This window comes from Metalysinibacillus jejuensis (assembly GCF_003057615.1).
Lineage (GTDB): Bacteria > Bacillota > Bacilli > Bacillales_A > Planococcaceae > Metalysinibacillus > Metalysinibacillus jejuensis.
The window spans coordinates 191210-213626 of the sequence record NZ_QAFW01000001.1 but is presented as its reverse complement, the minus strand read 5'-3'; the positions used below and the strand labels follow the sequence as shown (position 1 = coordinate 213626).

The following is a 22417-nucleotide window of genomic DNA, read 5'->3' as shown; positions in this document are numbered from 1 at the left end:
TACAGTTTTAGGAGTGATGCACAGTTGAACATTCAACTTTCAAATAAAGACGGTCGCCCTATTTATGAACAAGTGACCATTCAAATTAAACAAGCTATTTTAGCTAACGAACTAAAACCAGGCGACGCACTGCCTTCTATCCGTATGCTCGCTAAAGATTTAAAAATTAGCGTGATGACAACGAAACGTGCTTATGCCGATTTAGAGCGTGATGGTTTTATCGAAACTTTTGCTGGTAAAGGCAGCTTTGTCGCAGCACGTAATACGACATTTATTAGGGAGGAGCATTTACGACAAATGGAGGAACACCTACTCACTGCTATTGATTTAGCAAAACTAACCGCTATGACAAAAGAAGATGTGATGGCTTTAATTAACGAGCTTTATGAGGAGGATGCAACATGAATGTAATCGCATGCAATAAAGTGACACGCTTATTTGATACCTTCACACTTAGCTATGTTGACTTAGCACTGCCTGAAGGCGTTATTATGGGGCTCATCGGTGAAAACGGAGCGGGCAAAACTTCCCTTATTAAATGCCTGTTAAATCTTTATCACCTTAATCACGGTGAAATCAAACTATTTGGGGAGCCTCATAATATAAATGAAGCGGCACTGAAACAACGGATTGGCGTAGTATTTGATGATCTTCACTTGCCACCAAACTTTACAACTAGGCATGCCAATCAATTTTATAAATTAACGTATACCAATTGGGATGAGCCTTATTTTTTCACGCTAGTAAAACAATTACATTTACCCACCCAACAAAAGGTCAGCAAATTTTCACGTGGTATGCGTATGAAGTTAGCGATTGCACTCGCTCTTGCATCACATCCTAAATTATTAATTTTAGATGAACCGACAAGTGGGCTTGACCCTATCATGCGCGATGAAATACTTGATTTACTTGTACAGTTTATGGACGAAGATGCCACACGTTCTATTTTATTTTCGAGTCATATTACAACGGATTTAGATAAAATTGCAGATATGATTACTTTTATCCATAAAGGACGCATACGTTTTACCACAACAAAGGATGATTTATTTTACAAGCATGGGCGTTTTAGTGGTAGTGAAGAAGAATTTTTAGCTATACCAGAGGAAGCTGTAATTAGCTCTCGTAAAACTTCCATCGGTGTGGAAGCATTAGTGTTGCGTGAGCAGGTAAATACAGCATTTGCGTTACAGACACCTACTATTGAAGATATTATGTTGTTTTATGCAAGAGGTGACAAATGAAAGCTATTTTTTATCGCGACCTCCTCTTTTTTCAAGCACAAAAAAAGGCAGTGCTCATAGCAATACCACTATTTACTCTATGGAGCCTGTTTATCCAACAAGGTATTTTTACGTTAAGTTTGTTTATTGGCTTTGTCACGATACAAATTGTCGCTATTTTGCAAGAAGATGTAGCTTGTGGCTATCATGAGCTGGTCTATGCCACACTTGGTGCAAAACCGTATATTTTAAGCAAATACGTTGGTAGTGTTATGGCAGCTAGCGGCGCTACACTTATCTTACTACCTATCCTTTTACTTGTTAGATGGCTTGCCGGACAAAGTCTAGAATTATTACTAGTAAGCATTCTTTTAAGTTGGTACGCAACATTTTTTATACTTAGTATTATCATACCTCTTTATTTATTTACGAAAGCGTCCTTAAGTCAAGTTATATTTTTCATACTGTTTATTGTGCCGTTATTACTAGCAGGTGTACTAAGCATAAAATGGGATATGACAGCTGAACAAATTACTACTATCCTGCTGCCTTACCTATCTATTGGTGCTATAGGTGTCAGTCTTATTTATGGTATATCACTACTATTTTCTTTGTATTACAGTAAAAGGAGTTGACGTTATGCGTGCATTGTTATACGAAGAATTTTATCACCAGCGCTTTCGCTATCTACTCATTATTTTAGTATTATGGTTAGCCATACCTCGCCTTGCTAATTTTTCATCGCAACCCTTTGAACTAGATCGCTTTATTACATGGGTTATTATACTTGCTCTCACGTATGCTGGTGGTTGGTCTCAACATTTTTTTTACTATCAAGCCATGCCTATAAGTAAATTAAGTATTGTACGTACTGCTTTTATAAAGGAGCTAATTTATACAATTATTTTCACGCTTCCTTTTGTTTGGATAATTGGTATCACACATATTGTTGCGTATCGTTACGAACTGTTGGCGATTTTTAGTATCATACTTTTTGCACGCAGTAGTCTGGCCTATTATCACGCAACATTTAAAAAGGTAACTACTTTAGATATTTTTGCCTTTTCACTACAAGTAATTGCTTACTCTCTCATCTTGCTTATTAGTATGAAGTTAAGCATTGCGCTCTTGCTAGGTAGTTTAGTCAAATTCATTTACTTTTACCACAAAGCAAATCAGCAAATTTATTATAACGAATATCAATATTCAGCATAAAAAGAGCAATGGCATTTACACAGCCATTGCTCTTTTCGTTAAAGTCGTTTTAAGCTTCTTTTATCATCCTTGCAATCGATGGTGTATGTTGTAGCATCGCTTGTGCTACTTCATTAATTTCAGCTGTTGTAATCCGTTTCAAGCGCAGTAAAACCTCATCTACATCATAATGCGTTAGATGATTTAAAAAGATTTCACCGTTGCGTTGCATATGAGCCTCCGCACTTTCAAGATTTAATACAAAGCTCCCTTGTAAATGCATTTTAGCTCTCGTCACTTCTTCATCCGTTACGCCATGTGTCGCAATATCTGCTAGTACTTGCTCAATAACTTGCTGCACTTGTTCAAGCTGATGCGGCTGCGTTGCACAATATACCGTCCATACACCCGTATCATAATAGGTTGTCGGATAAGAGTATATCGTATAAGCTAACCCTCGCTCTTCTCGTACCTTTTGAAATAAGCGAGAAGAAGTAATACCGCCAATAATCGTATCTACTACCGTAAGACAAGCACTATTTTTTGCTGAACGTGTTAACGAAGGATAAGCAATCATCAATTGAGCCTGCTCTACCTCCTTTGTTAGCGTAATATTTGTCGTTGCCATTACAGGTGGTGTACTTTTTGCTAGTGTTGCTGTAGCTTCAAATACACCAAATTTTTGTTCAATTAATGCAATTAACTCAGCATTACTATTACCTGCAATCGAAATAACGATGTTTTCTGGTAAATAGTGCGCTGCCATATAGGCTTTAATCATTTGCTGATTAAATGTAGCCAGCGTTTCCTTTGTACCTAAAATAGGTGCACCTAGTGCTTGATTTGGAAATAAGGCTCGCCAAAAATGATCTGCCATAAATTCGTCTGGTGTGTCTTCATCCATCGCAATTTCTTCATAAATGACTTGTTTTTCACGCTCAATTGCTTCGGAATCAAAGGTGGAATTAAAAAACATATCCGCTAAAACTTCGATTGCTAACTGCGCATGTTCATCTAAAACTGTCGCATGATAACACGTATTATCACGCGCTGTAAACGCATTTAAACCACCGCCAATAATGTCAAACGTTTCTGCAATAGCTTTAGCACTTCGGGTTGTTGTCCCCTTGAATAACATATGCTCAATAAAGTGTGTAATCCCATTTTCAGCTGGTGTTTCATAGCGAGAGCCCGCACGCACCCAAATGCCGATAGCTACAGCTCTTGTGTTCATCATACGTTCTTCTACAATACGCACACCGTTCTTACATGTATATACGTTAACCAAGCTCATCCTTCTTTCATCATAAAAAAGGCGCTAGGCACGGGACCTAACACCTCTTGTTTAATTACTTTTGTTCTGCTCGTTCTTTTTCTTCTTTTAGCACAACTTTGCGTGATAAGTTTACACGACCTTGACGATCGATTTCGATTACTTTAACCATAATCTCATCACCAAGTTTTAAGACATCTTCTACTTCTTTCGTACGTTCTTCTTGAATTTCAGAAATGTGAAGTAACCCATCTTTACCTGGGAAGATTTCGCAGAATGCGCCGAATTTTTCAATGCGTTTAACTGTTGCTAAGTAGTACTCGCCTACTTTAGCTTCACGCACGATATTTTCGATAATTTCTTTAGCACGTGCGTTCATTTCTTCATCTGCTGAAGCGATATAAATCGTACCATCTTGTTCTGTATCGATTTTTACGCCCGTTTCTTCGATAATTTTATTAATTTGTTTACCACCTGGTCCAATTACATCACGGATTTTATCAGGATTGATTTTAACAATAATAATTTTCGGTGCGTATTTTGATAATTTCTCACGTGGCTCAGGTAATGTTGCAAGCATTGATTCTAAAATATGCATACGACCAATTTTAGCTTGAGCTAACGCTTCTTCTAAAATATTACGTGATAAGCCATCAATTTTAATATCCATTTGCAGTGCTGTAATACCTTTAGCTGTACCTGCCACTTTAAAGTCCATATCACCAAGGTGGTCTTCCATACCTTGGATGTCTGTTAAAATAGAATAATTATCTGCTTGTTTTACAAGCCCCATTGCGATACCCGCTACTGGCGCTTTAAGTGGTACACCTGCATCCATCATTGCTAATGTTGACGCACAAATTGACGCTTGTGAAGAAGAACCGTTTGATTCTAATACTTCAGATACACAGCGAATCGTATACGGGAAAACTTCTTCATCTGGCACTACTGCTACTAATGCACGTTCACCTAGCGCACCGTGACCGATTTCACGGCGACCTGGACCACGCATCGGACCTGTTTCACCTACAGAGAATTGTGGGAAGTTGTAATGGTGCATAAAGCGTTTTGATTCTTCTACGCCTAAGCCGTCAATAATTTGTACGTCGCCTAGTGCGCCTAATGTACAAATTGATAACGCCTGCGTTTGACCACGTGTAAACAATGCTGAACCGTGCGTACGGTCTAGTAATGTCGTTTCAGACGCTAGCGGACGGATTTCATCTAATCTACGACCATCTGGACGAATTTTATCTTCGGTAATTAAGCGACGTACTTCGTCTTTTACCATCATATCTAAAATGCCATGCACATGTTTCATTGTAGCGTCGTCGGCTTCTTCTGCTTCAAACGCTTCCACTACACGTGTTTTGACTGCGCTAATATTTTGTTCACGCTCTTGTTTATCTACGGTTTGAATGGCATCATTCATATCCGTCTCGCACATTTCTTTAATGCGTGCTGTTAATGCTTCATCAAGCTCGAATAATGTTACTTCGATTTTTTCTTTGCCTACTTCAGCAATGATTTCTTCTTGAAGCGCGATTAATTTTTGAATTTCACTATGACCAAACATAATAGCTTCTAACATCGTTTCTTCAGGTACTTCAAGCGCGCCTGCTTCAACCATATTAATTGCATCTTTATTACCAGCAACTGTTAAAGCAATTGTACTTTCGTCAATTTGCTCAGTTGTCGGATTAATAATAAACTCGTCATTAATATAACCTACTTGTACACCTGCGATTGGTGCTTCAAACGGAATATCAGACACACCAAGCGCTAATGATGAACCTAGCATTGCTGCTACGTCAGCTGGGCAGTCAGGATCGTTTGACATTACGATAGAAATCACTTGTACTTCATTACGGAAACCATCTGGGAACATCGGGCGAATTGGACGGTCGATTAAACGGCTTGTTAATACCGCATGTTCTGAAGGACGACCTTCACGCTTAATGAAACCTCCTGGAATTTTACCTGCTGCGTATAAACGCTCTTCGTAGTTTACTGTTAATGGGAAGAAATCTAGTGGCTTCGGTGATTTTGACATCGTAGCCGTTGCTAATACCGCTGTTTCGCCGTAACGTACTAATACAGCGCCATTCGCTTGCTTCGCTAGTTGTCCAACTTCAATAGTTAGTGGACGACCAGCCCATTCGTAAGAATAGACTTTTTTCTCGTTCATTCAATGAACCCCTTTCTTTACTGCACACCTTTTACAGATATGTATAGTTTATCAAAATTCAAGCATCTATGCTGAAATATACTTCAAACCATAAAGAAAAAGCGGGATTACTCCCGCTTTTTTCAGTTCGTCGATTAGCGACGTAAACCTAAACGATTGATTAGTTCACGGTAACGTTGAACGTCATTTTCACGTAGGTAACGTAGTAAGTGACGACGACGACCTACCATTTTGAAAAGACCACGCTCAGAGTGGAAGTCTTTTTTATGTGTACGTAAGTGTCCGCTTAATGCGTTGATTTCTGCTGTTAATACAGCTACTTGTACTTCTGGTGAACCAGTGTCGCTTTCGTGAGTACGGAACTCAGCGATGATTTCGTTTTTACGTTCTTGTGTAATTGCCATTGTTAATAGCCTCCTAATGTAAAATATCCCCACTAGCACAGTATCCGTTGGAGATTCGTAATACCGAGCTAAGGTTAAGCACTATGTGCACTTATGAATACTACCATATATTATACGGGACAGCAAGCAGAAACCTTACTTTGCAAAATAGGCGATAGTCGCTTGCTTATCGCGCTCAATTTGCGCTTTAAGTGATGCGATACCATCAAATTTTTGTTCGCTACGAATACGTTTATACCATGCAACCTGCACTTCTTCACCATAAATATTTTTATCAAAATCTAAAATATGCACTTCCACAGTTAAGTTTTTATTATTATCTTTAAATGTTGGCACATAACCTACATTACATACACCGTCATACCACACTTCTTGTACGAAGATACGCACAGCATACACACCCGTTGCAGGAATAAATGAGCCTTCTGCTGTTTGTACATTGGCTGTCGGGAAACCAATTTGGCGTCCGCGCTTATCGCCTTGAATGACGATACCGTCTACACTAAAGGCACGCCCTAACAATGTATGCGCTGCTTCCATATCGCCTTGTTCAAGTGTACGACGAATGCGCGTCGAACTTACTTTATCTTCAGCTACTGTATGTTTATCGACCACACTTACAGCATAATCATTATGCGCTAAATCAGCCATTTGCGTCATCGTACCTTCTCCTTTACAACCAAAGGTAAAATCAAAACCTGCTGTTACGTGACGCACATTCATATCACGAATAAACGTTTGAATGAATTGCTGTGGTGTTAATTTCGCAAAATCCGAAGTAAATTGCACGATAAATACCGTTTCAACTCCGAGCGCCTCTAATAAACGTAGCTTTTCAGGTAACAATGTAATATAAAATACATCTTCACTACGTCCACCGAGCACAATCGATGGATGCGGGTCAAATGTCATAACTGCTGGCGTCAGATTTTTTTCCTGCGCTTTTGCGACCGCTTGTTTTATTACTGCTTGATGCCCAAGATGCACGCCGTCAAAAAAGCCGAGTGCTAATGAATAGGCTTCTTGTGATTGCGTTAGCAATTGATATGGATATTTTAAATGTACTACCTTCATAAACTAAAAGCCTCCTAAACTTCAACGGGAAACATTTTGTCTGGCTTCATTAAACCCTCTTTTGTTGGATGAGCATAATAAATGGCACGTGCCAACCCGTCTACTCCAAATACAATTTTATCATGTTTATTTAATAATGCGTGTTTTGGTAGCACTTGTCCATTTAAAATTTTAGCGCGTTGTTCCTCGTCTGTCATTTCGATAAATGGATAGTCCGTCAATGCCCATTCTACAGGAAGTAACGCTGTTTGTAATTGGGCTTGTTCTTTTAATTGTTGTAAGTCACCTAACGTAAAGCACTGCTCTTTCGTAAACGTACCTGAGCAAGTACGTACGAGCGACTGCATATGTGCAGGGTAGCCTAATTTTTCGCCAATTTGTACAGCGAGTGTACGGATATATGTCCCCTTGCCACAGCTTATACGTAACGGGAAAGTAACAACCTCACCTTCATAACTCACAGCTTCGTCTAATAAGGTTAGCTCATGGATACTCACAATGCGTGTCGGGCGCTCTACTTCAATACCTTTACGTGCATACTCATACAAACGCTTACCATTCACCTTAACTGCCGAAAACATCGGTGGTGTTTGTTCAATATCTCCCGTTAATTGTGCTAGCACTGCAAGTAATGCTTCACGTGTAATGGTTTTATAACTGCTATCTTCTGCCACTACTTCGCCTTCTGCATCTTCAGTGGTCGTTGCTGTACCAATCGCAATTATAGCCTCGTAAGTTTTACCACTGTCTGTAATATATTCTGCAATACGTGTCGCTGTACCGACACAAATCGGCAATACGCCTTCTACAGCAGGGTCAAGTGTACCGGTATGTCCCACTTTTTTAGTACCTAAAATTTTACGCAATTTAAAAACGCAATCATGAGAAGTCATGCCACGTTCTTTCCATAGCGGTAAAATACCATTCATCTCATTTCCTCCTCAAAAAAAGGGTCTGCAGTTGCAGACCCTTCGCATTAATTATCTTCATGTAATTGACGTAGTAATGTATCAATACGATTACCATACTCCACTGAACTGTCAAACTCAAAGAAAATTTCAGGCGTGCGACGTAATCGGATTCGTTTACCAATTTCTGAACGAATAAAGCCCGATGCACGTACAAGCGCCTCTAATGTTTCTTTACGTTCACGCTCATTACCTAATGAGGTGATATAAACAGTTGCTTGCTGTAAATCGCCTGTTACTTCTACATCTGTTACCGTTACAAAACCGACGCGTGGATCTTTAATTTTGCGTGTAATTAAATCCCCAAGCTCTTTTTTCATTTGTTCGGCTACACGATTTGAACGTAATGTCATACTCTCACCTCTTGACTATACATAGTCACGCCATACGTTTAACTCTTCCCATGAAGGATTAGAGGCTAGGTATTGTAGCGCTCGCATCATTTCACGGTCTGCAGCTTCACGTGCCGAAGCAACCGTCACAATTGCTAAGCGTGTACGTTGCCAAGTATCTTGATGGTCAATTTCAGCTATAGAGACATTGAACTTTTGTTTCGTACGTGTAAGCATACGTTGTAATATAGCGCGCTTATCTTTCAATGACTGTGCAGTAGGAATAAAATACTCACATTCTGCATAGACCATCATTAGCGTTTAATTTCTTCCATAATGAAGGCTTCAATCACGTCGCCCTCTTTAATATCATTGTAGTTTTCAATTGTGATACCACATTCATAGCCTTTAGCTACTTCTTTAGCATCATCTTTAAAGCGTTTTAATGTATCTAGCTGGCCTTCGTAAATTACAACATTATCACGGATGACACGCACGCCGCTTTCTCGTGTAATTTTACCTTCTGTTACATACGAACCTGCAATTGTACCAACTTTAGACACTTTAATGGTTTGACGAACTTCTGCTTGTCCGATTACTTTTTCCTCAAATTCTGGATCTAGTAATCCTTTCATCGCTGATTCAATCTCTTCGATTACTTTATAAATAACACGGTGTTGACGAATATCAACGCCTTCTTCAGCTGCAGCACGTTTCGCATTGACGTCCGGACGAACGTTAAAGCCGATTACGATAGCGTTTGATGCCGCTGCTAATGAAATATCTGACTCTGTAATTGCGCCGGCGCCCGTATGAATAATACGAACGTTAACACCTTCTACATCGATTTTCATTAGTGATGCAGCCATTGCTTCTACCGTACCTTGTACGTCAGCTTTAACGATTAAGTTAAGCTCTTTTACTTCGCCTTGGCTCATTTGCTCAAATAAATTATCTAGCGTTATGCGTTGCTTTTCTGAACGTTGTTCTTGAATAGCCGTTGTTGCACGTGACTCACCTACAGCACGAGCCGTTTTTTCGTCTTCGAATACTACGAAACGATCGCCTGCTTGTGGCACTTCGTTTAAACCAGTAATTTCTACTGGTGTTGATGGACCTGCTGTTTTAACACGACGGCCTAAGTCATTAACCATAGCACGTACACGTCCATAAGCATTACCTACAACTAGAGGCGAACCTACTTCTAATGTTCCATCTTGTACGAGTAAAGTAGCTACTGAACCTCGACCTTTATCAAGTTGAGCTTCAATTACAGTACCTAGTGCTAAACGTTTCGGGTTTGCTTTTAGCTCGCCTACTTCAGCTACTAATAATACCATTTCTAATAATGTATCAATACCCTCACCTTTTAATGCTGAAATTGGTACGAAAATTGTATCCCCGCCCCAAGCTTCTGACACTAAACCATGCTCTGTTAACTCTTGCATCACACGGTCTGGGTTTGCTGTTGGTTTATCCATTTTGTTAACGGCAACGATAATTGGCACCTCTGCTGCTTTAGCATGGTTAATTGCTTCAACCGTTTGTGGCATAACGCCATCATCTGCTGCTACAACTAAAATTGTTAAGTCCGTTACCTTCGCACCACGTGCACGCATTGTTGTGAAAGCTGCGTGACCAGGTGTATCGAGGAATGTGATTTTTTTATCGCCTTCTGTTACTTGATAAGCACCGATATGTTGTGTAATACCGCCTGCTTCACCTGCAGTAACTTTTGTTTGACGAATTGAGTCAAGAAGTGTTGTTTTACCGTGGTCAACGTGACCCATGATGGTTACAACTGGCGGACGCTCTACATAGTCCTCTTCATTGATTTCTTGGTTTTCTTCTTCAAAATACGTTTCTAAATCCGTACGGTCAATGCGAATTTCTTCTTCGACTTCAACGCCGTAGTCTGCACAAATTAACTCAATTGCATCTTTGTCAAGCTCTTGGTTAATCGTTGCCATTACACCTAAACCGAATAACTTTTTGATGATTTCTGATGGCTCGCGGTAAATTTTCTTCGCTAATTCTGCTACAGAAAGTGACTCATAAAAAGTAATTTTTTCTGGTAATTCTTTTGGTGGTTGTGGTGCTACTGGTTGGCGTGGCGGACGACGTTTACCACCATGGATACCTGGACGTGGACGCTGGTTATAGCCACCGCGACGGTTACCACCTGGGCCATTATTCGGACGGTTTTGACCGCCACCTTGACCTTGTCGATTGTTTGTTGTGCCTTGACCTTGAGCTGCTGGTTTGTTATTTGGACGGTTTTGTCCACCGCCTTGACCTTGAGCTGCTGGTTTGTTATTTGGACGGTTTTGTCCACCGCCTTGACCTGCTGGTTTGTTATTCGAACGGCTTTGACCGCCGCCTTGACCTGCTGGTTTGTTTGAACGGCTTTGACCGCCTTGATTATTTGTTGCCGGTTTACCCGAGCGCTGTGATGAATCTGATTTTTTAAATACTTTATCCAACTTATTAACTACCTCTTTTTCAAGTGTTGACATATGATTCGAAACATTTTCATTTAATTTTGTTAGCTGTTCAATAATATCTTTACTCGATTTATTTACTTGCTTCGCATATTCATGAACTCTGATCTTGGTCATCTGCTCACCCCCGATTATTTTTCGTTGAGTAGACTCGATAATTTTTTAGCAAAGCCCTTATCTGTAATAGCTAATGCTACACGTGCTTCTTTGCCTGTGGCGTGCCCTAATTCATAGCGGTCGCCAAAAACATAGTACTCAACATTGTAATACTTACATTTATCTGTAATTTTTTTCATCGTATTCGCTGAGGCATCTTCTGCAATTAAAACGAGTGCTGCAGAAGAAGAACGTACCTCTTTTACGACAAGCTCTTCACCTGAGATGATTTTACGTGCTCGCGCAGCTAGCCCTAAAAAATTTAAAATGGCTTGTTTATTCATAAAAGGGACTCCCTACGGATAAGCAATACGACTTCATCGTAAATTTCATCTGGAATTTTACTACCTAGCTGATGCCCCAATGTATTTTTTTGTTTGGCTAATTGTACCGCTTCTTCTGTTTTACGAATATAAGCGCCACGCCCTGGCTTTTTACCTGTTGCATCAACACTTACTTCGCCTTCTTTAGAACGAACGATACGTACCATTTCTTTTTTAGGTAACATCTCACCTGTAACTACACATTTGCGCAGTGGTACTTTTCGTTGTTTTGACACCAGCATCACCCCCTTCATGGTAGTAGATTTACTTATTCTTCGCCGTATAAATCGACATCTACATCTTCTGTTGTTGGTGCTTGTTCAAGTGATGTTTCAGATGGGAAAATACCTAATTCGCGCGCATCTGTCTCACTCTTAATATCAATTTTCCACCCTGTTAACTTAGCTGCTAAACGCGCATTTTGACCACGTTTACCAATCGCTAATGATAACTGGTAATCAGGTACAACGACTGTAGTTGATTTTTCTTCTTCATTTACTTGTACGTCTAATACTTGTGAAGGACTAAGAGCGTTTGCTACAAACACTACTGGGTCTTCTGACCATTCTACGATGTCGATTTTTTCACCATTCAATTCATTGACAATCGCCTGTACGCGTGCACCTTTCGCACCTACACATGAACCAACTGGATCGATTTCATCATCATGAGCAAATACAGAAATTTTTGAACGGTCGCCGGCTTCACGTGCGATAGATTTAATTTCTACAATACCATCATAAATCTCCGGCACTTCTTGTTCAAATAAACGGCGCAGTAAACCAGGATGCGTACGTGACACGATAATTTGTGGACCGCGCGTCGTACGCTCTACTTTAGTAATATATACTTTTACACGCTCATGTGGTGTGTATGTTTCGCCTTGCATTTGTTCATTTTGTGGTAAGGCCGCTTCAACTTTATCAATTTCTACATAGATGTTACGTGCATCCATACGCGCTACCACACCTGTAGCAATATCATCTTCGCGGTCAATATACTCTTCATAAATCAAACCACGCTCTGCTTCACGCACACGTTGCGTTACGACTTGCTTAGCTGTTTGTGCTGCTACACGACCAAACTCATCAGGCGTTACTTCTTGCTCTACGATATCTTCTAATTGATAGGCTGCATTTAATAATTGGGCATCTTCTAAAGAAATTTCAAGGCGAGGATCAAATACTTCTTCTACAACTTCCTTGCGTGAAAAGACGCGTGCTAAACCATCCGCAAAATCAACACGTACATTTTGCGCTTGATTAAAATTGCGTTTATAAGCTGTAATTAAAGCTGCTTCTAACGCTTCCATTAATACTTCTTCAGAGATTCCTTTTTCGTCTACAACTGCTTTTAACGCCTTCATTAATTCACTACTCATGTTATTTTCCACTCCTAAATATACTTATGCCGAAAAGTCGATTGCAAGGCGAGCAAGGGCGATTTGTTCGGATTCAATCGTTACAGTTAATTTGCGTGTTTTAATTAATACATTAAGCGTTAATACGCCATCTTCATACGCTGTTAAGTATCCGTAAAACTCTTTCATATCTTTAATTTTTTCATATGTTTTTACATAAATGTATTTGCCAATAGCATTTTCAAAATCACTTGGTTTTTTTAAGGGGCGTTCTGCTCCTGGTGAAGATACCTCTAAATAATAATTCGGTTCAATTGGATCTTTTTCATCAAGTACGACACTTAAACGTTCACTTACGAGCGCACATTGGTCAATATCGATACCGCCTTCAGGAGTATCTACATATACGCGTAGAAAATAAATACTTCCTTCTTTGACGAACTCAACATCGACTAGCTCTAGGTTTAACTCGTCTGTAATTGGCTGCGCTAGCTCTGTTATAATTGTTGCGATTTGACTCATGGGTCACCCTCCTGACAAATTCTTAATAATGGACATAACAACACAAAAGAGCGGGATTGCCCCACTCTTTCGCTGCGAATGTATCAACAAATTATTACCTTTACATTACCATAATTCACTACTCATTGCAAATTAGCGCCTATCATTACTATTTCTTTTGCATTATTCTTTCTGTTGCTTGGCGCTATTTCATTAGAACAATGATAGCTGGTTAGAATCTGGCATATCCCCCAAGCTACCTAGCTGGTCTAAATATTCAATGATCGTTTTAGACACGCGACCGCGTTGTTGCAAATCTTCTTTCGATAAAAACTCGCCGTCCTTACGTGCTTCTACAATCATTTTAGCTACGTTCGTACCGAGACCAGGAATCGCATCAAATGGCGGAATTAGCGTGTTGCCTTCAATAATAAATTCACTTGCCTCAGAGCGATAAAGGTCAACCGTTTGGAAACGCATGCCTCGCTCGCACATTTCAAGTGCTAGCTCTAATACTGTTAATAAGTTCTTTTCTTTAGTAGAAGCTTCAAGACCTTTACTTTCGATTTCATCAATTTTAGCACGAATCATCTGTGGGCCTTGAACCATAGCGAGTAAATCAAAATCAGCTGCACGCACTGTAAAATAGGCAGCGTAATAAAGTATCGGGAAATGTACTTTAAACCATGCGATACGTACCGCCATTAATACATAGGCAGCGGCATGAGCCTTAGGGAACATATACTTAATCTTTTTACATGATTCAATATACCAAGCAGGTACTTTATTCTTTTTCATTTCCTCTTCAAATTCAGGTGTTAAACCACGACCTTTACGTACAAACTCCATAATGTTAAAGGCCAGTGATGGCTCTAAACCTTGATAAATTAAATACACCATAATATCATCACGACAACCAATTACTTCGCTTAATACACAAGTACCTTCCTCAATTAATGTTTGTGCATTACCAAGCCATACGTCTGTACCATGAGATAGCCCCGAAATTTGCACGAGCTCTGAGAAGGTTGACGGCTTAGTACTTTCAAGCATTTGGCGTACAAAACGCGTACCAAACTCTGGTATGCCAAGTGTCCCCGTCTTACAGTTAATTTGTTCTTCCGTTACCCCTAAACTTTCTGGGGAACTAAAAATACGCATTACTTCAGGATCATCTGTCGGAATGGTCTTTGGATCAATACCTGATAAATCCTGTAACATACGAATAACCGTCGGGTCATCATGCCCAAGTATATCAAGCTTTAAAATATTGTCATGGATAGAGTGGAAGTCAAAATGCGTTGTCTTCCATTCAGAATCTTGCGCATCTGCCGGGAATTGCACAGGCGAGAAATCATAAATATCCATATAATCAGGTACAACAATAATACCGCCTGGGTGTTGGCCTGTTGTTCGCTTAACACCTGTACAACCTTGTACTAAACGATCAACCTCTGCTGCACGGTACTGTAAATTATGATCACTCGCATACCCTTTAACATAGCCGTATGCTGTTTTTTCGGCAACCGTACCAATCGTCCCCGCTCGGAATACATAATCCTCACCAAATAGCACCTTTGTATAGTTATGTGCCTCTGGTTGATACTCCCCTGAAAAGTATGACGATAGGTAAGCTTTTGAAGTTATCACCAGCTTTTCCCCCGTCCCACACCGTACGTGACCCTTTCAGTGTCATACGGCGCTCCATCGTTAGTTTTGTTGAATTTATAGACTAAGTTTTGGATTTCCTACTTCCGTTCTTAGCCTGTTTACTTTATTAATTGCTTTTACTTCGAATTTACTTACTATCTTTTGATACTCTTTATTTCTTAAAGGGTCTGAGTTGTGAATGAGCATATGATACTTTCTATTGATAATTATCAAGTTATCGTATTCATCTGTACCACCTTGTGCTGTTGGTTTTATATGATGACTTAAAGCTTGATGAGGAGTTAACCGTTCACTCGTAATGCCACAGCAGCCTTTTTGTGCTACATATTTACTCAATCGGTTGTTTTCATACAGAACACTTTTTGATTTGTAAATTCCCTTACGAAACATTTCTATTTCTCTTATGGACACTTGTTTTAAATCTTTATGGACCGCTTTTCTGTCATCCTCGTTGTAAATCGTAAATTCTGGTTTGCGTTGTCTCCGTATATCGTGTCGAACTGCCTCAATAGGATAGACTAACAATCCATTGCTTTTGAATCATTAAGTCAGCCAACTAATCACTCCCTTGAGCTTTCGTTCTCTTTAGTCATACTAGAATCTGACTTTTTGTAGGTTTAATTTCAACACTAACGACTTGTGCCCTTCCCTCTGAAATGTTTTATCCTCCGACCTATTGATTATTCAGTCATCACAGGCATTTCTTCAACAGTACTACGGCACTACTGCCACCCCGATAAAGTAAGTTATAGCTAGAAGCCTTTCCTTACACCGTCATCATTGACATGCAACTGTCTCTTACGTTCGGCGGTTTCACACGTTCCACTATTTCTATCTGTACATCTTCCCTTAGGCTCCCTCTAAATTCCGCTAGGCTTGCGTGTGCCTGTAACACAAGATGGATTTTCATAACCAAACGCTTACTCATCCACACCTAGAAGCCCTAATTTGGACCCCGTAGCATTTCTACTACGTGACATTCACGAAAAGTCAATCGAGGGTTCGTCCCAGTCATTCTACTGATTCTAACCATAGGAAGTTTATAGACGCCAGACCTATCATTCACAGGATGTCTCCTTTTCCACAGCCGTACTGTTTGGGTGAACTTCAGCCTACTTTAACGAGCTTCATACAAGTTTTTGTTTTGCAGTCATCCGCTTGCATGTCGTAGCTTCAGCGAGTGTGTTTCGGGGCGTTACTCCGTCATTCCACACTTCGAAATAGCAGTTCTACCAATAATGGTGGCTAGTCTTTTCAACTAGCAACGTGTCGCACTCAAATCAATATCTGGTACCTTGTCCCCTTTAAAGCCAAGGAATGTTTCGAATGGAATATCCTGCCCATCTTTTTTGTAAGGTGTACCACACTTCTCACAGTCTTTATTCGGTAAATCATATCCTGAGCTTACGCTACCATCTGTAAAGAAGTAAGAGTGTTGACAGTTTGGACAAATATAATGCGGTGGTAGCGGGTTAACTTCGGTAATTTCCATAAAGGTCGCCACAAGTGACGAGCCAACAGAACCACGTGACCCTACTAAATAGCCATCCGCTAACGATTTTTTTACAAGCTTTGCTGAAATTAAATAAATTACACCAAAGCCGTGACCTAAAATGGATTTAAGTTCTTTCTCAATACGAGCCGTTACAATATCGGGTAATATTTCGCCGTAAATCGCTCTTGCCATCTCATACGTAAGTTTAGTTACTTCCTCGTCGGACCCTTCAATTTTAGGCGTATATAAGTCATCCTTAATAGGCTTCACTTCTTCAATGCTATCCGCAATTTTTTGCGTATTCGTCACTACAATTGCTTCAGCGTCTGTTGGCGTTAAAAAGTCAAATGCTTCTAGCATCTCGTTCGTTGTACGGAAATGAACTTGCGGCAATTTTTGACGATTAAGCGGATTTGCGCCACCTTGTGAGCCAACTAAAATTTGTCGGTACTTCGCATCCTCTTCATTTAAATAATGTACGTTACCTGTTGCGACAACAGGTTTATCAAGCTTTTTACCGATGCGTACAATTTTACGAATAATATCATGCAAGTTATCGTAACTGTGCACGATACCACCATCAATTAATTGTGAATATACTGCCGGCGGATGTACTTCTAAATAGTCATAAAATTTCGCTGCATCTTCCGCTTCTTCTAAAGAGCGTTGCATAGCAGCTTCAAAAACTTCGCCTTTATCACAGCCCGAGCCGATAATTAGCCCTTCGCGAAATTTCTCAATCGTTGAGCGACGCAAGCGTGGCACTCGGTAAAATGTTTCTGTATGCGCAATAGAAACGAGTTTAAATAAGTTTTTTAGCCCTACTTCATTTTGCGCCAAAATAGTACAGTGACTAGGGCGTGCACGTTTGTATGCTTCACTACTGACGATATGCTCATTAAAATCATCTAAGTAGCGAATCTCCTTTTCTTTCATAGCATCATTGATTAAATGTAAAAACAATTGTACGGTTGCTTCCGTGTCATAAATCGCACGGTGATGTTGCGTAAGTTCGATATTAAATCGTTTACATAGCGTATTCAAACGGTGGCTCTTTAACGTTGGGTACAACATGCGTGACAGCTCTAACGTATCAATCGTAGGGTGCTTCGTTGTAGCGATATCATATTTGCGATAGGCCGCATATAAAAAGCCCATATCAAATGACGCATTATGGGCAACGGTTACAGCATCGCCGATAAAAGTGTGAAACTCGCGAATCACATCTTCAACTTCTGGCGCATTTTGTACCATCGCATCCGTAATACCTGTTAGCTCGGTTGTAATGGCGCTTAAAGGATGGTGCGGATTACAAAAACGCTCAAAACGCCCGATTTCTTCACCATCTTTTATTTTAATCGCAGCCAATTCAATAATTGTGTCATACGTTGAAGATAACCCTGTCGTCTCTACGTCAAACACAACATACGTATCTTCTTCTACGAGACGGTGAGTTTCGTTATATACGATTTGTACACCATCATCGACTAAGTTAGCTTCTAAACCATAAATCACTTTAATCCCATTTTTCTTTCCGGCCGCATATGCATCAGGAAAAGCTTGCACGACGGCGTGATCGGTAACAGCTATCGCATTATGCCCCCACTTGGCTGCTTGTGCTACTAAATCGCCTACAGGTGTTACAGCATCCATCTGACTCATTTGCGTGTGTAAATGCAATTCTACACGTTTATGTGGTGCCGTATCTTGGCGCGGCTCATGTGCTACTTCCATAATAGCCCTTGCCATAATGACAAGCTCATGTGAATAATCATCCGTAATAGCAGGACCTGCTACTTTTACCCACATGCCTTTTTTAATGCTAGCAAGCATCGCATCTTCTTCTGCGCCGTTCGTGAACTTCTTCACTAAAAATGAATTGGTGTAGTCGGTCATCTTCATTTGTAAAATCTTTTTACCTGAACGCAACTCCCTTAACTCAATATCAAATACGGCTCCTTCAATCGTCACCCACTTTTCATCTTCTATAATTAAGTCCATTGGTGTTGGCTCGTCTTTAATAGGGCGTCCGATTTGGATCGGTCCTGTAAACGTCTCTTCTTCGCTATGTTGCTTACGCTCATCTAAATGCTTGGCAATGCGAGCTGATGCCTCTTCCTCTAACGCTTGACGTTCTTGCTCTAATGCAAGACGCTCTTGTTCTAATGCTTCGATATCTGTCGTATCATCGCTTACCATAAAATCAATTTTCATACGCGGGAAGCCACACATCGCAAACGAATCATTAAGCAGAGGCTCATATTTTTTTTGCAACATCACACATTCTGCCTCTTCACGACAGGTGATCATTAATTTATTACCTTCTACCTTTGGTAAATGCATCACTAATCGTTCTTGTAAAAACGATGTAATGCCTGCTGTATTCGCGACAACCGTTTGCCAATACTGATGAATTAATTCGGTCGTATACGCTTGATTGCGCGCTTCAAATGTTACGTGGATATTGGCAATATGCGAAAATGTCTCATGCATACGTAGCTGTATTAATTCATAAACTGAATACGGTAAAATGTTAGGGACAGTAATAGCGAAGCGCCATAAACGCTGGCCTTTATGAATTGTTAGACGCGTTAATTCCCCCTCTTCAAAAAAAGGGAGGTAGCTATCATCTGTTAATTTAAGCTGTTGCAATAATACGAGCAACCGCTGCTTTGCATCTTGTTCCATTCGTTACCCTCCTGATAAAAAAGTGCCGACAAGAAATCTTGTCGGCATTTTTTTTATTGTGCACGGAAAAGTTCATTTAAATTATCGATTAACTCTTCTTTTTGCCATTCAAATGTTTCGCCTGTTTGACGAATTTTCACTTCTACAATACCTTCTGCTGCTTTTTTACCGATCGTTACTCGCACTGGTAAACCGATTAAATCCGAGTCAGCAAACTTAACGCCTGCGCGTTCGTTACGATCATCTAGTAACACATCATAACGGTATGATTTTAATAAACCGTACATATCTTCGGCTAGACCAACTTGTGCCTCATCCTTCATATTAACTGGAATAAGGTGCACATCGTACGGCGTTAATTGTTTTGGCCATGTAAAGCCATTATCATCTTGGAACTGTTCAGCTACCGCCGCTAAAATACGTGATACACCGATACCATAACAGCCCATAATCATTGGCTGTGCTTTACCTTGTTCGTTTAAAATAGTTGCATTTAACTTTGCAGAATACGTTGTACCTAATTTAAAGATATGACCAACCTCAATACCTTCTGCAAATTTAATTGTGCCTTCACCGTCTGGCGATGGGTCTCCCTCTTGAATAAAGCGAATATCCTCATAGGCATTAATAGCAAAGTCGCGCTCTGGGTTTACATTGATATAATGGAAACCATCTTCATTAGCACCTGCTACTGCATTGCGCACCGAACGAATCGCATTATCAGCAATAACTTTCATCTCAACAGGTAGCTTAATTGGTCCAATTGAACCGACGCCGCAACCTAATGCCGCACGAATTTCTTCTTCGTCTGCCATCTCAACAACTGTCGCTTGCAATGCATTTTTAACTTTAATTTCATTAACTTCATGATCACCACGTGTTAATACGACCACTAACTCGCCATCTACATTAAACACTAACGATTTAATTACTTTATTCGTCGGTACTGCTAAAAATTCACTTACTTCCTCAATGGTTTTTTGATCAGGTGTAGCAATTTTCTCTAACTCTTTTGCTGCTTCATCAGAAGGCTCACATACTGCTACTACTTCTGCCATCTCGATATTAGCCGCGTAGTCTGAGCTATCAGAATAGGCAATCGTATCTTCTCCAATTTCTGATAACACCATAAATTCATGTGTGCCGCTACCACCAATTGAGCCAGCATCTGCAATGACTGCACGGAAGTTTAAACCAAGGCGTGTAAAAATAGCCGAATATGCTTTATACATATCTTGATACGTTTCATCTAAGCTTTCTGTTGAGGCATGGAAAGAATACGCATCTTTCATAATAAATTCACGGCCACGTAACAAACCAAAACGTGGGCGCTTTTCATCGCGGAACTTCGTTTGAATTTGATACATCGTTAACGGTAATTTTTTATACGATTTAATTTCATCACGCACAAGGTCCGTGATAACTTCTTCATGTGTCGGTCCTAATGCAAAGTCACGGTTATGACGGTCTTTAAAACGCATAAGTTCTGGACCGTATGCTTGCCAGCGACCTGACTCTTGCCATAACTCTGCTGATTGCATCGCAGGCATTAAAATTTCTACTGCACCAATATTATCTAATTCTTCGCGTACAATAGCTTCAATTTTCGCTAGTACACGCGTTGCAAGTGGTAAATACGAATACACACCGCTTGCATTTTGACGAATATAACCTGCACGTAACAATTGTTTATGTGATTTTACTTCCGCATCCGCTGGTACTTCACGCAGCGTAGGAATATACGTTTTACTTTGTTTCATTATTTACTCCATCCTTTATGTTCAATTAAAAGAAAAATCGTTGAATATCATTCCATGTTACCGCAATCATTAACAGTAGTAATAGCATAATGCCTACAAAGTGCACCATACCTTCTTTATTGCGGTCAACTGGCTTACCTCGCACCGCTTCGATAGCAATAAATAATAAACGACCACCGTCAAGTGCTGGGATTGGCAGTAAGTTCATAATCCCTAAGTTAATACTTAACATGCCGGCAAAGTTCATTAATGAAATAATGCCATATGAAGCTACTTGATCTGTCACTTGATAAATGCCAACAGGTCCTGACAGCGCATCAATACTAAACTGACCTGTTACGAGCTTACCTAACATTGTAAAAATAAGTGTCGACCAATACCAAACTTGTTCGCCACCTTGTTGAATCGACTTTACAACACCACGTTCAAAGCCACCACCATACATAACACCAATGGCACCTTGCTCAAGGCGCTCTTTGCCTTGCTCAAGTACACGTTTTTCTACTACTACCGGAATAGCTAATACTTCGCCGTCACGATTAATATGCATTGTGATTTCTTTCTCCGGGCTTTGTTGAATGATACCAACCATTTTATCCCATGCGTTAATTTTTGTGTTATCAATCGCGGTAACAATATCACCCTCTGCGAGCCCTGCACTTGCTGCGGCGCTATCAGCTAAAACTTCACCTAATACGGGTTCATTTTTAGAAACACCACCAATAAAGGCGGCACCGATAAAAATGAAAAATGCTAAAATAAAGTTAAAGAGTGGCCCTGCAAAAATCGTTGCAAAGCGATCAAAAATAGATTTGGATTCAAACTGTCGGTCAAATGGTGCAATGACATTTTCTTGACCGTTTTCTACTACAACTGCTTCTCTTGAAACAGAGAAGCGTACAAACGTATCTTCCTCATCATAACCTTCAATCCATAACTCATGAACGAGGTCAGCTTTCTCTACTTCCATAAATACAATATCAGAAAGTTGTTTTTCGCTTTGGTTCAGCATAATTTTAACAACTTCATTCTCTTTATTTAACGCAAGCGCTACACGATAACCTGGTACTAACTCTACGGTATCTAAATCCGCGCCAGCATATCGTACATAACCACCTAGCGGTAACAAACGAATTGTATATAATGTTTCACCACGTTGATTACCATAAATTTTCGGGCCAAAACCAATCGCAAACTCACGCACTAATATACCTGCACGTTTCGCTAGCAAAAAGTGGCCAAGCTCATGGAAAAAGACGAGCGAGCCAAAAATTATGATAAATGCAATTGCTGTTTGCATACT

Annotated in this window: 19 protein-coding genes and 2 pseudogenes; 4 read left to right on the top strand and 17 right to left on the bottom strand. The window is 40.1% G+C overall.

What is annotated here, in order from left to right; all coding sequences use genetic code 11:
* Positions 1-24: 24 nt before the first annotated feature.
* Genes DDE80_RS01120 through DDE80_RS01105 form a run of 4 tightly spaced genes read left to right on the top strand, consistent with a single transcriptional unit; the run spans position 25 to position 2441 of the window.
* Positions 25-405, top strand: coding sequence for a GntR family transcriptional regulator (locus DDE80_RS01120; RefSeq protein WP_108305847.1), 381 nt, complete (start codon positions 25-27; stop codon positions 403-405).
* Complete coding sequence (locus tag DDE80_RS01115) at positions 402-1247, top strand: ABC transporter ATP-binding protein (protein ID WP_108305846.1); 846 nt, start codon at positions 402-404, stop codon at positions 1245-1247. Before DDE80_RS01120 ends, DDE80_RS01115 begins: the two co-directional genes overlap by 4 nt.
* A complete protein-coding gene (locus tag DDE80_RS01110; RefSeq protein WP_108305845.1) occupies positions 1244-1861 on the top strand; it encodes an ABC-2 transporter permease in 618 nt (205 codons plus the stop codon). Before DDE80_RS01115 ends, DDE80_RS01110 begins: the two co-directional genes overlap by 4 nt.
* Positions 1862-1865: 4 nt before the next feature.
* Entirely contained in the window at positions 1866-2441 is a 576-nt protein-coding gene (locus DDE80_RS01105; protein ID WP_108305844.1) for a hypothetical protein, read from the top strand.
* 49 nt (positions 2442-2490) lie between these two features.
* On the opposite strand, the gene DDE80_RS01100 is transcribed toward DDE80_RS01105, so the two are convergent.
* From DDE80_RS01100 to rseP, 17 genes and pseudogenes are all read right to left on the bottom strand, one after another.
* Positions 2491-3708: a M16 family metallopeptidase gene (locus tag DDE80_RS01100; RefSeq protein ID WP_108305843.1), complete on the bottom strand. Its 1218-nt coding sequence runs from the start codon at positions 3706-3708 to the stop codon at positions 2491-2493.
* A 61-nt stretch (positions 3709-3769) separates the two neighbouring features.
* Positions 3770-5881 (bottom strand): polyribonucleotide nucleotidyltransferase, encoded by a 2112-nt coding sequence (pnp, locus tag DDE80_RS01095; protein WP_108305842.1) that lies wholly within the window; start codon positions 5879-5881, stop codon positions 3770-3772.
* A 134-nt stretch (positions 5882-6015) separates the two neighbouring features.
* A complete protein-coding gene (rpsO, locus tag DDE80_RS01090; protein ID WP_036141513.1) occupies positions 6016-6285 on the bottom strand; it encodes a 30S ribosomal protein S15 in 270 nt (89 codons plus the stop codon).
* A 135-nt stretch (positions 6286-6420) separates the two neighbouring features.
* Positions 6421-7359 carry a bifunctional riboflavin kinase/FAD synthetase gene (locus DDE80_RS01085; RefSeq protein ID WP_108305841.1) on the bottom strand — a complete coding sequence of 313 codons (939 nt, stop codon included), beginning with the start codon at positions 7357-7359 and terminating at the stop codon, positions 6421-6423.
* A gap of 14 nt (positions 7360-7373) precedes the next feature.
* Positions 7374-8288 (bottom strand): tRNA pseudouridine(55) synthase TruB, encoded by a 915-nt coding sequence (truB, locus tag DDE80_RS01080; protein ID WP_108305840.1) that lies wholly within the window; start codon positions 8286-8288, stop codon positions 7374-7376.
* Positions 8289-8335: 47 nt separating this feature from the next.
* On the bottom strand, positions 8336-8680 hold the full coding sequence (gene rbfA / locus DDE80_RS01075; protein WP_108305839.1) for a 30S ribosome-binding factor RbfA: 345 nt from the start codon (positions 8678-8680) through the stop codon (positions 8336-8338).
* Positions 8681-8695: 15 nt separating this feature from the next.
* The gene (locus DDE80_RS01070) at positions 8696-8974 is read right to left on the bottom strand and encodes a DUF503 domain-containing protein (RefSeq protein ID WP_108305838.1); all 279 of its coding nucleotides are present in this window, start codon (positions 8972-8974) and stop codon (positions 8696-8698) included.
* On the bottom strand, positions 8974-11277 hold the full coding sequence (infB, locus tag DDE80_RS01065) for a translation initiation factor IF-2 (RefSeq protein WP_108305837.1): 2304 nt from the start codon (positions 11275-11277) through the stop codon (positions 8974-8976). Before infB ends, DDE80_RS01070 begins: the two co-directional genes overlap by 1 nt.
* 14 nt (positions 11278-11291) lie before the next feature.
* Positions 11292-11600, bottom strand: a complete 309-nt coding sequence (locus DDE80_RS01060; RefSeq protein WP_108305836.1) for a YlxQ family RNA-binding protein — start codon at positions 11598-11600, stop codon at positions 11292-11294.
* Positions 11597-11881: an RNase P modulator RnpM gene (gene rnpM / locus DDE80_RS01055; RefSeq protein ID WP_427901784.1), complete on the bottom strand. Its 285-nt coding sequence runs from the start codon at positions 11879-11881 to the stop codon at positions 11597-11599. The genes DDE80_RS01060 and rnpM overlap by 4 nt, the downstream gene beginning before the upstream one ends.
* A 26-nt stretch (positions 11882-11907) precedes the next feature.
* Positions 11908-13020, bottom strand: a complete 1113-nt coding sequence (nusA, locus tag DDE80_RS01050; protein WP_108305834.1) for a transcription termination factor NusA — start codon at positions 13018-13020, stop codon at positions 11908-11910.
* 24 nt (positions 13021-13044) lie between these two features.
* The gene (gene rimP / locus DDE80_RS01045) at positions 13045-13521 is read right to left on the bottom strand and encodes a ribosome maturation factor RimP (protein WP_108305833.1); all 477 of its coding nucleotides are present in this window, start codon (positions 13519-13521) and stop codon (positions 13045-13047) included.
* Positions 13522-13713: 192 nt separating this feature from the next.
* Positions 13714-15117: pseudogene (locus tag DDE80_RS01040) on the bottom strand (PolC-type DNA polymerase III); the annotation flags it as partial.
* A 108-nt stretch (positions 15118-15225) separates the two neighbouring features.
* Positions 15226-15561: an HNH endonuclease signature motif containing protein gene (locus DDE80_RS01035; protein ID WP_235612236.1), complete on the bottom strand. Its 336-nt coding sequence runs from the start codon at positions 15559-15561 to the stop codon at positions 15226-15228.
* An 883-nt stretch (positions 15562-16444) separates the two neighbouring features.
* Positions 16445-19354, bottom strand: a pseudogene (locus DDE80_RS01030) (PolC-type DNA polymerase III); the annotation flags it as partial.
* Between the two features lie 53 nt (positions 19355-19407).
* The gene (locus tag DDE80_RS01025; protein ID WP_108305830.1) at positions 19408-21114 is read right to left on the bottom strand and encodes a proline--tRNA ligase; all 1707 of its coding nucleotides are present in this window, start codon (positions 21112-21114) and stop codon (positions 19408-19410) included.
* A 25-nt stretch (positions 21115-21139) separates the two neighbouring features.
* Positions 21140-22414 carry an RIP metalloprotease RseP gene (rseP, locus tag DDE80_RS01020; RefSeq protein WP_108305829.1) on the bottom strand — a complete coding sequence of 425 codons (1275 nt, stop codon included), beginning with the start codon at positions 22412-22414 and terminating at the stop codon, positions 21140-21142.
* Between the last annotated feature and the right edge of the window lie 3 nt (positions 22415-22417).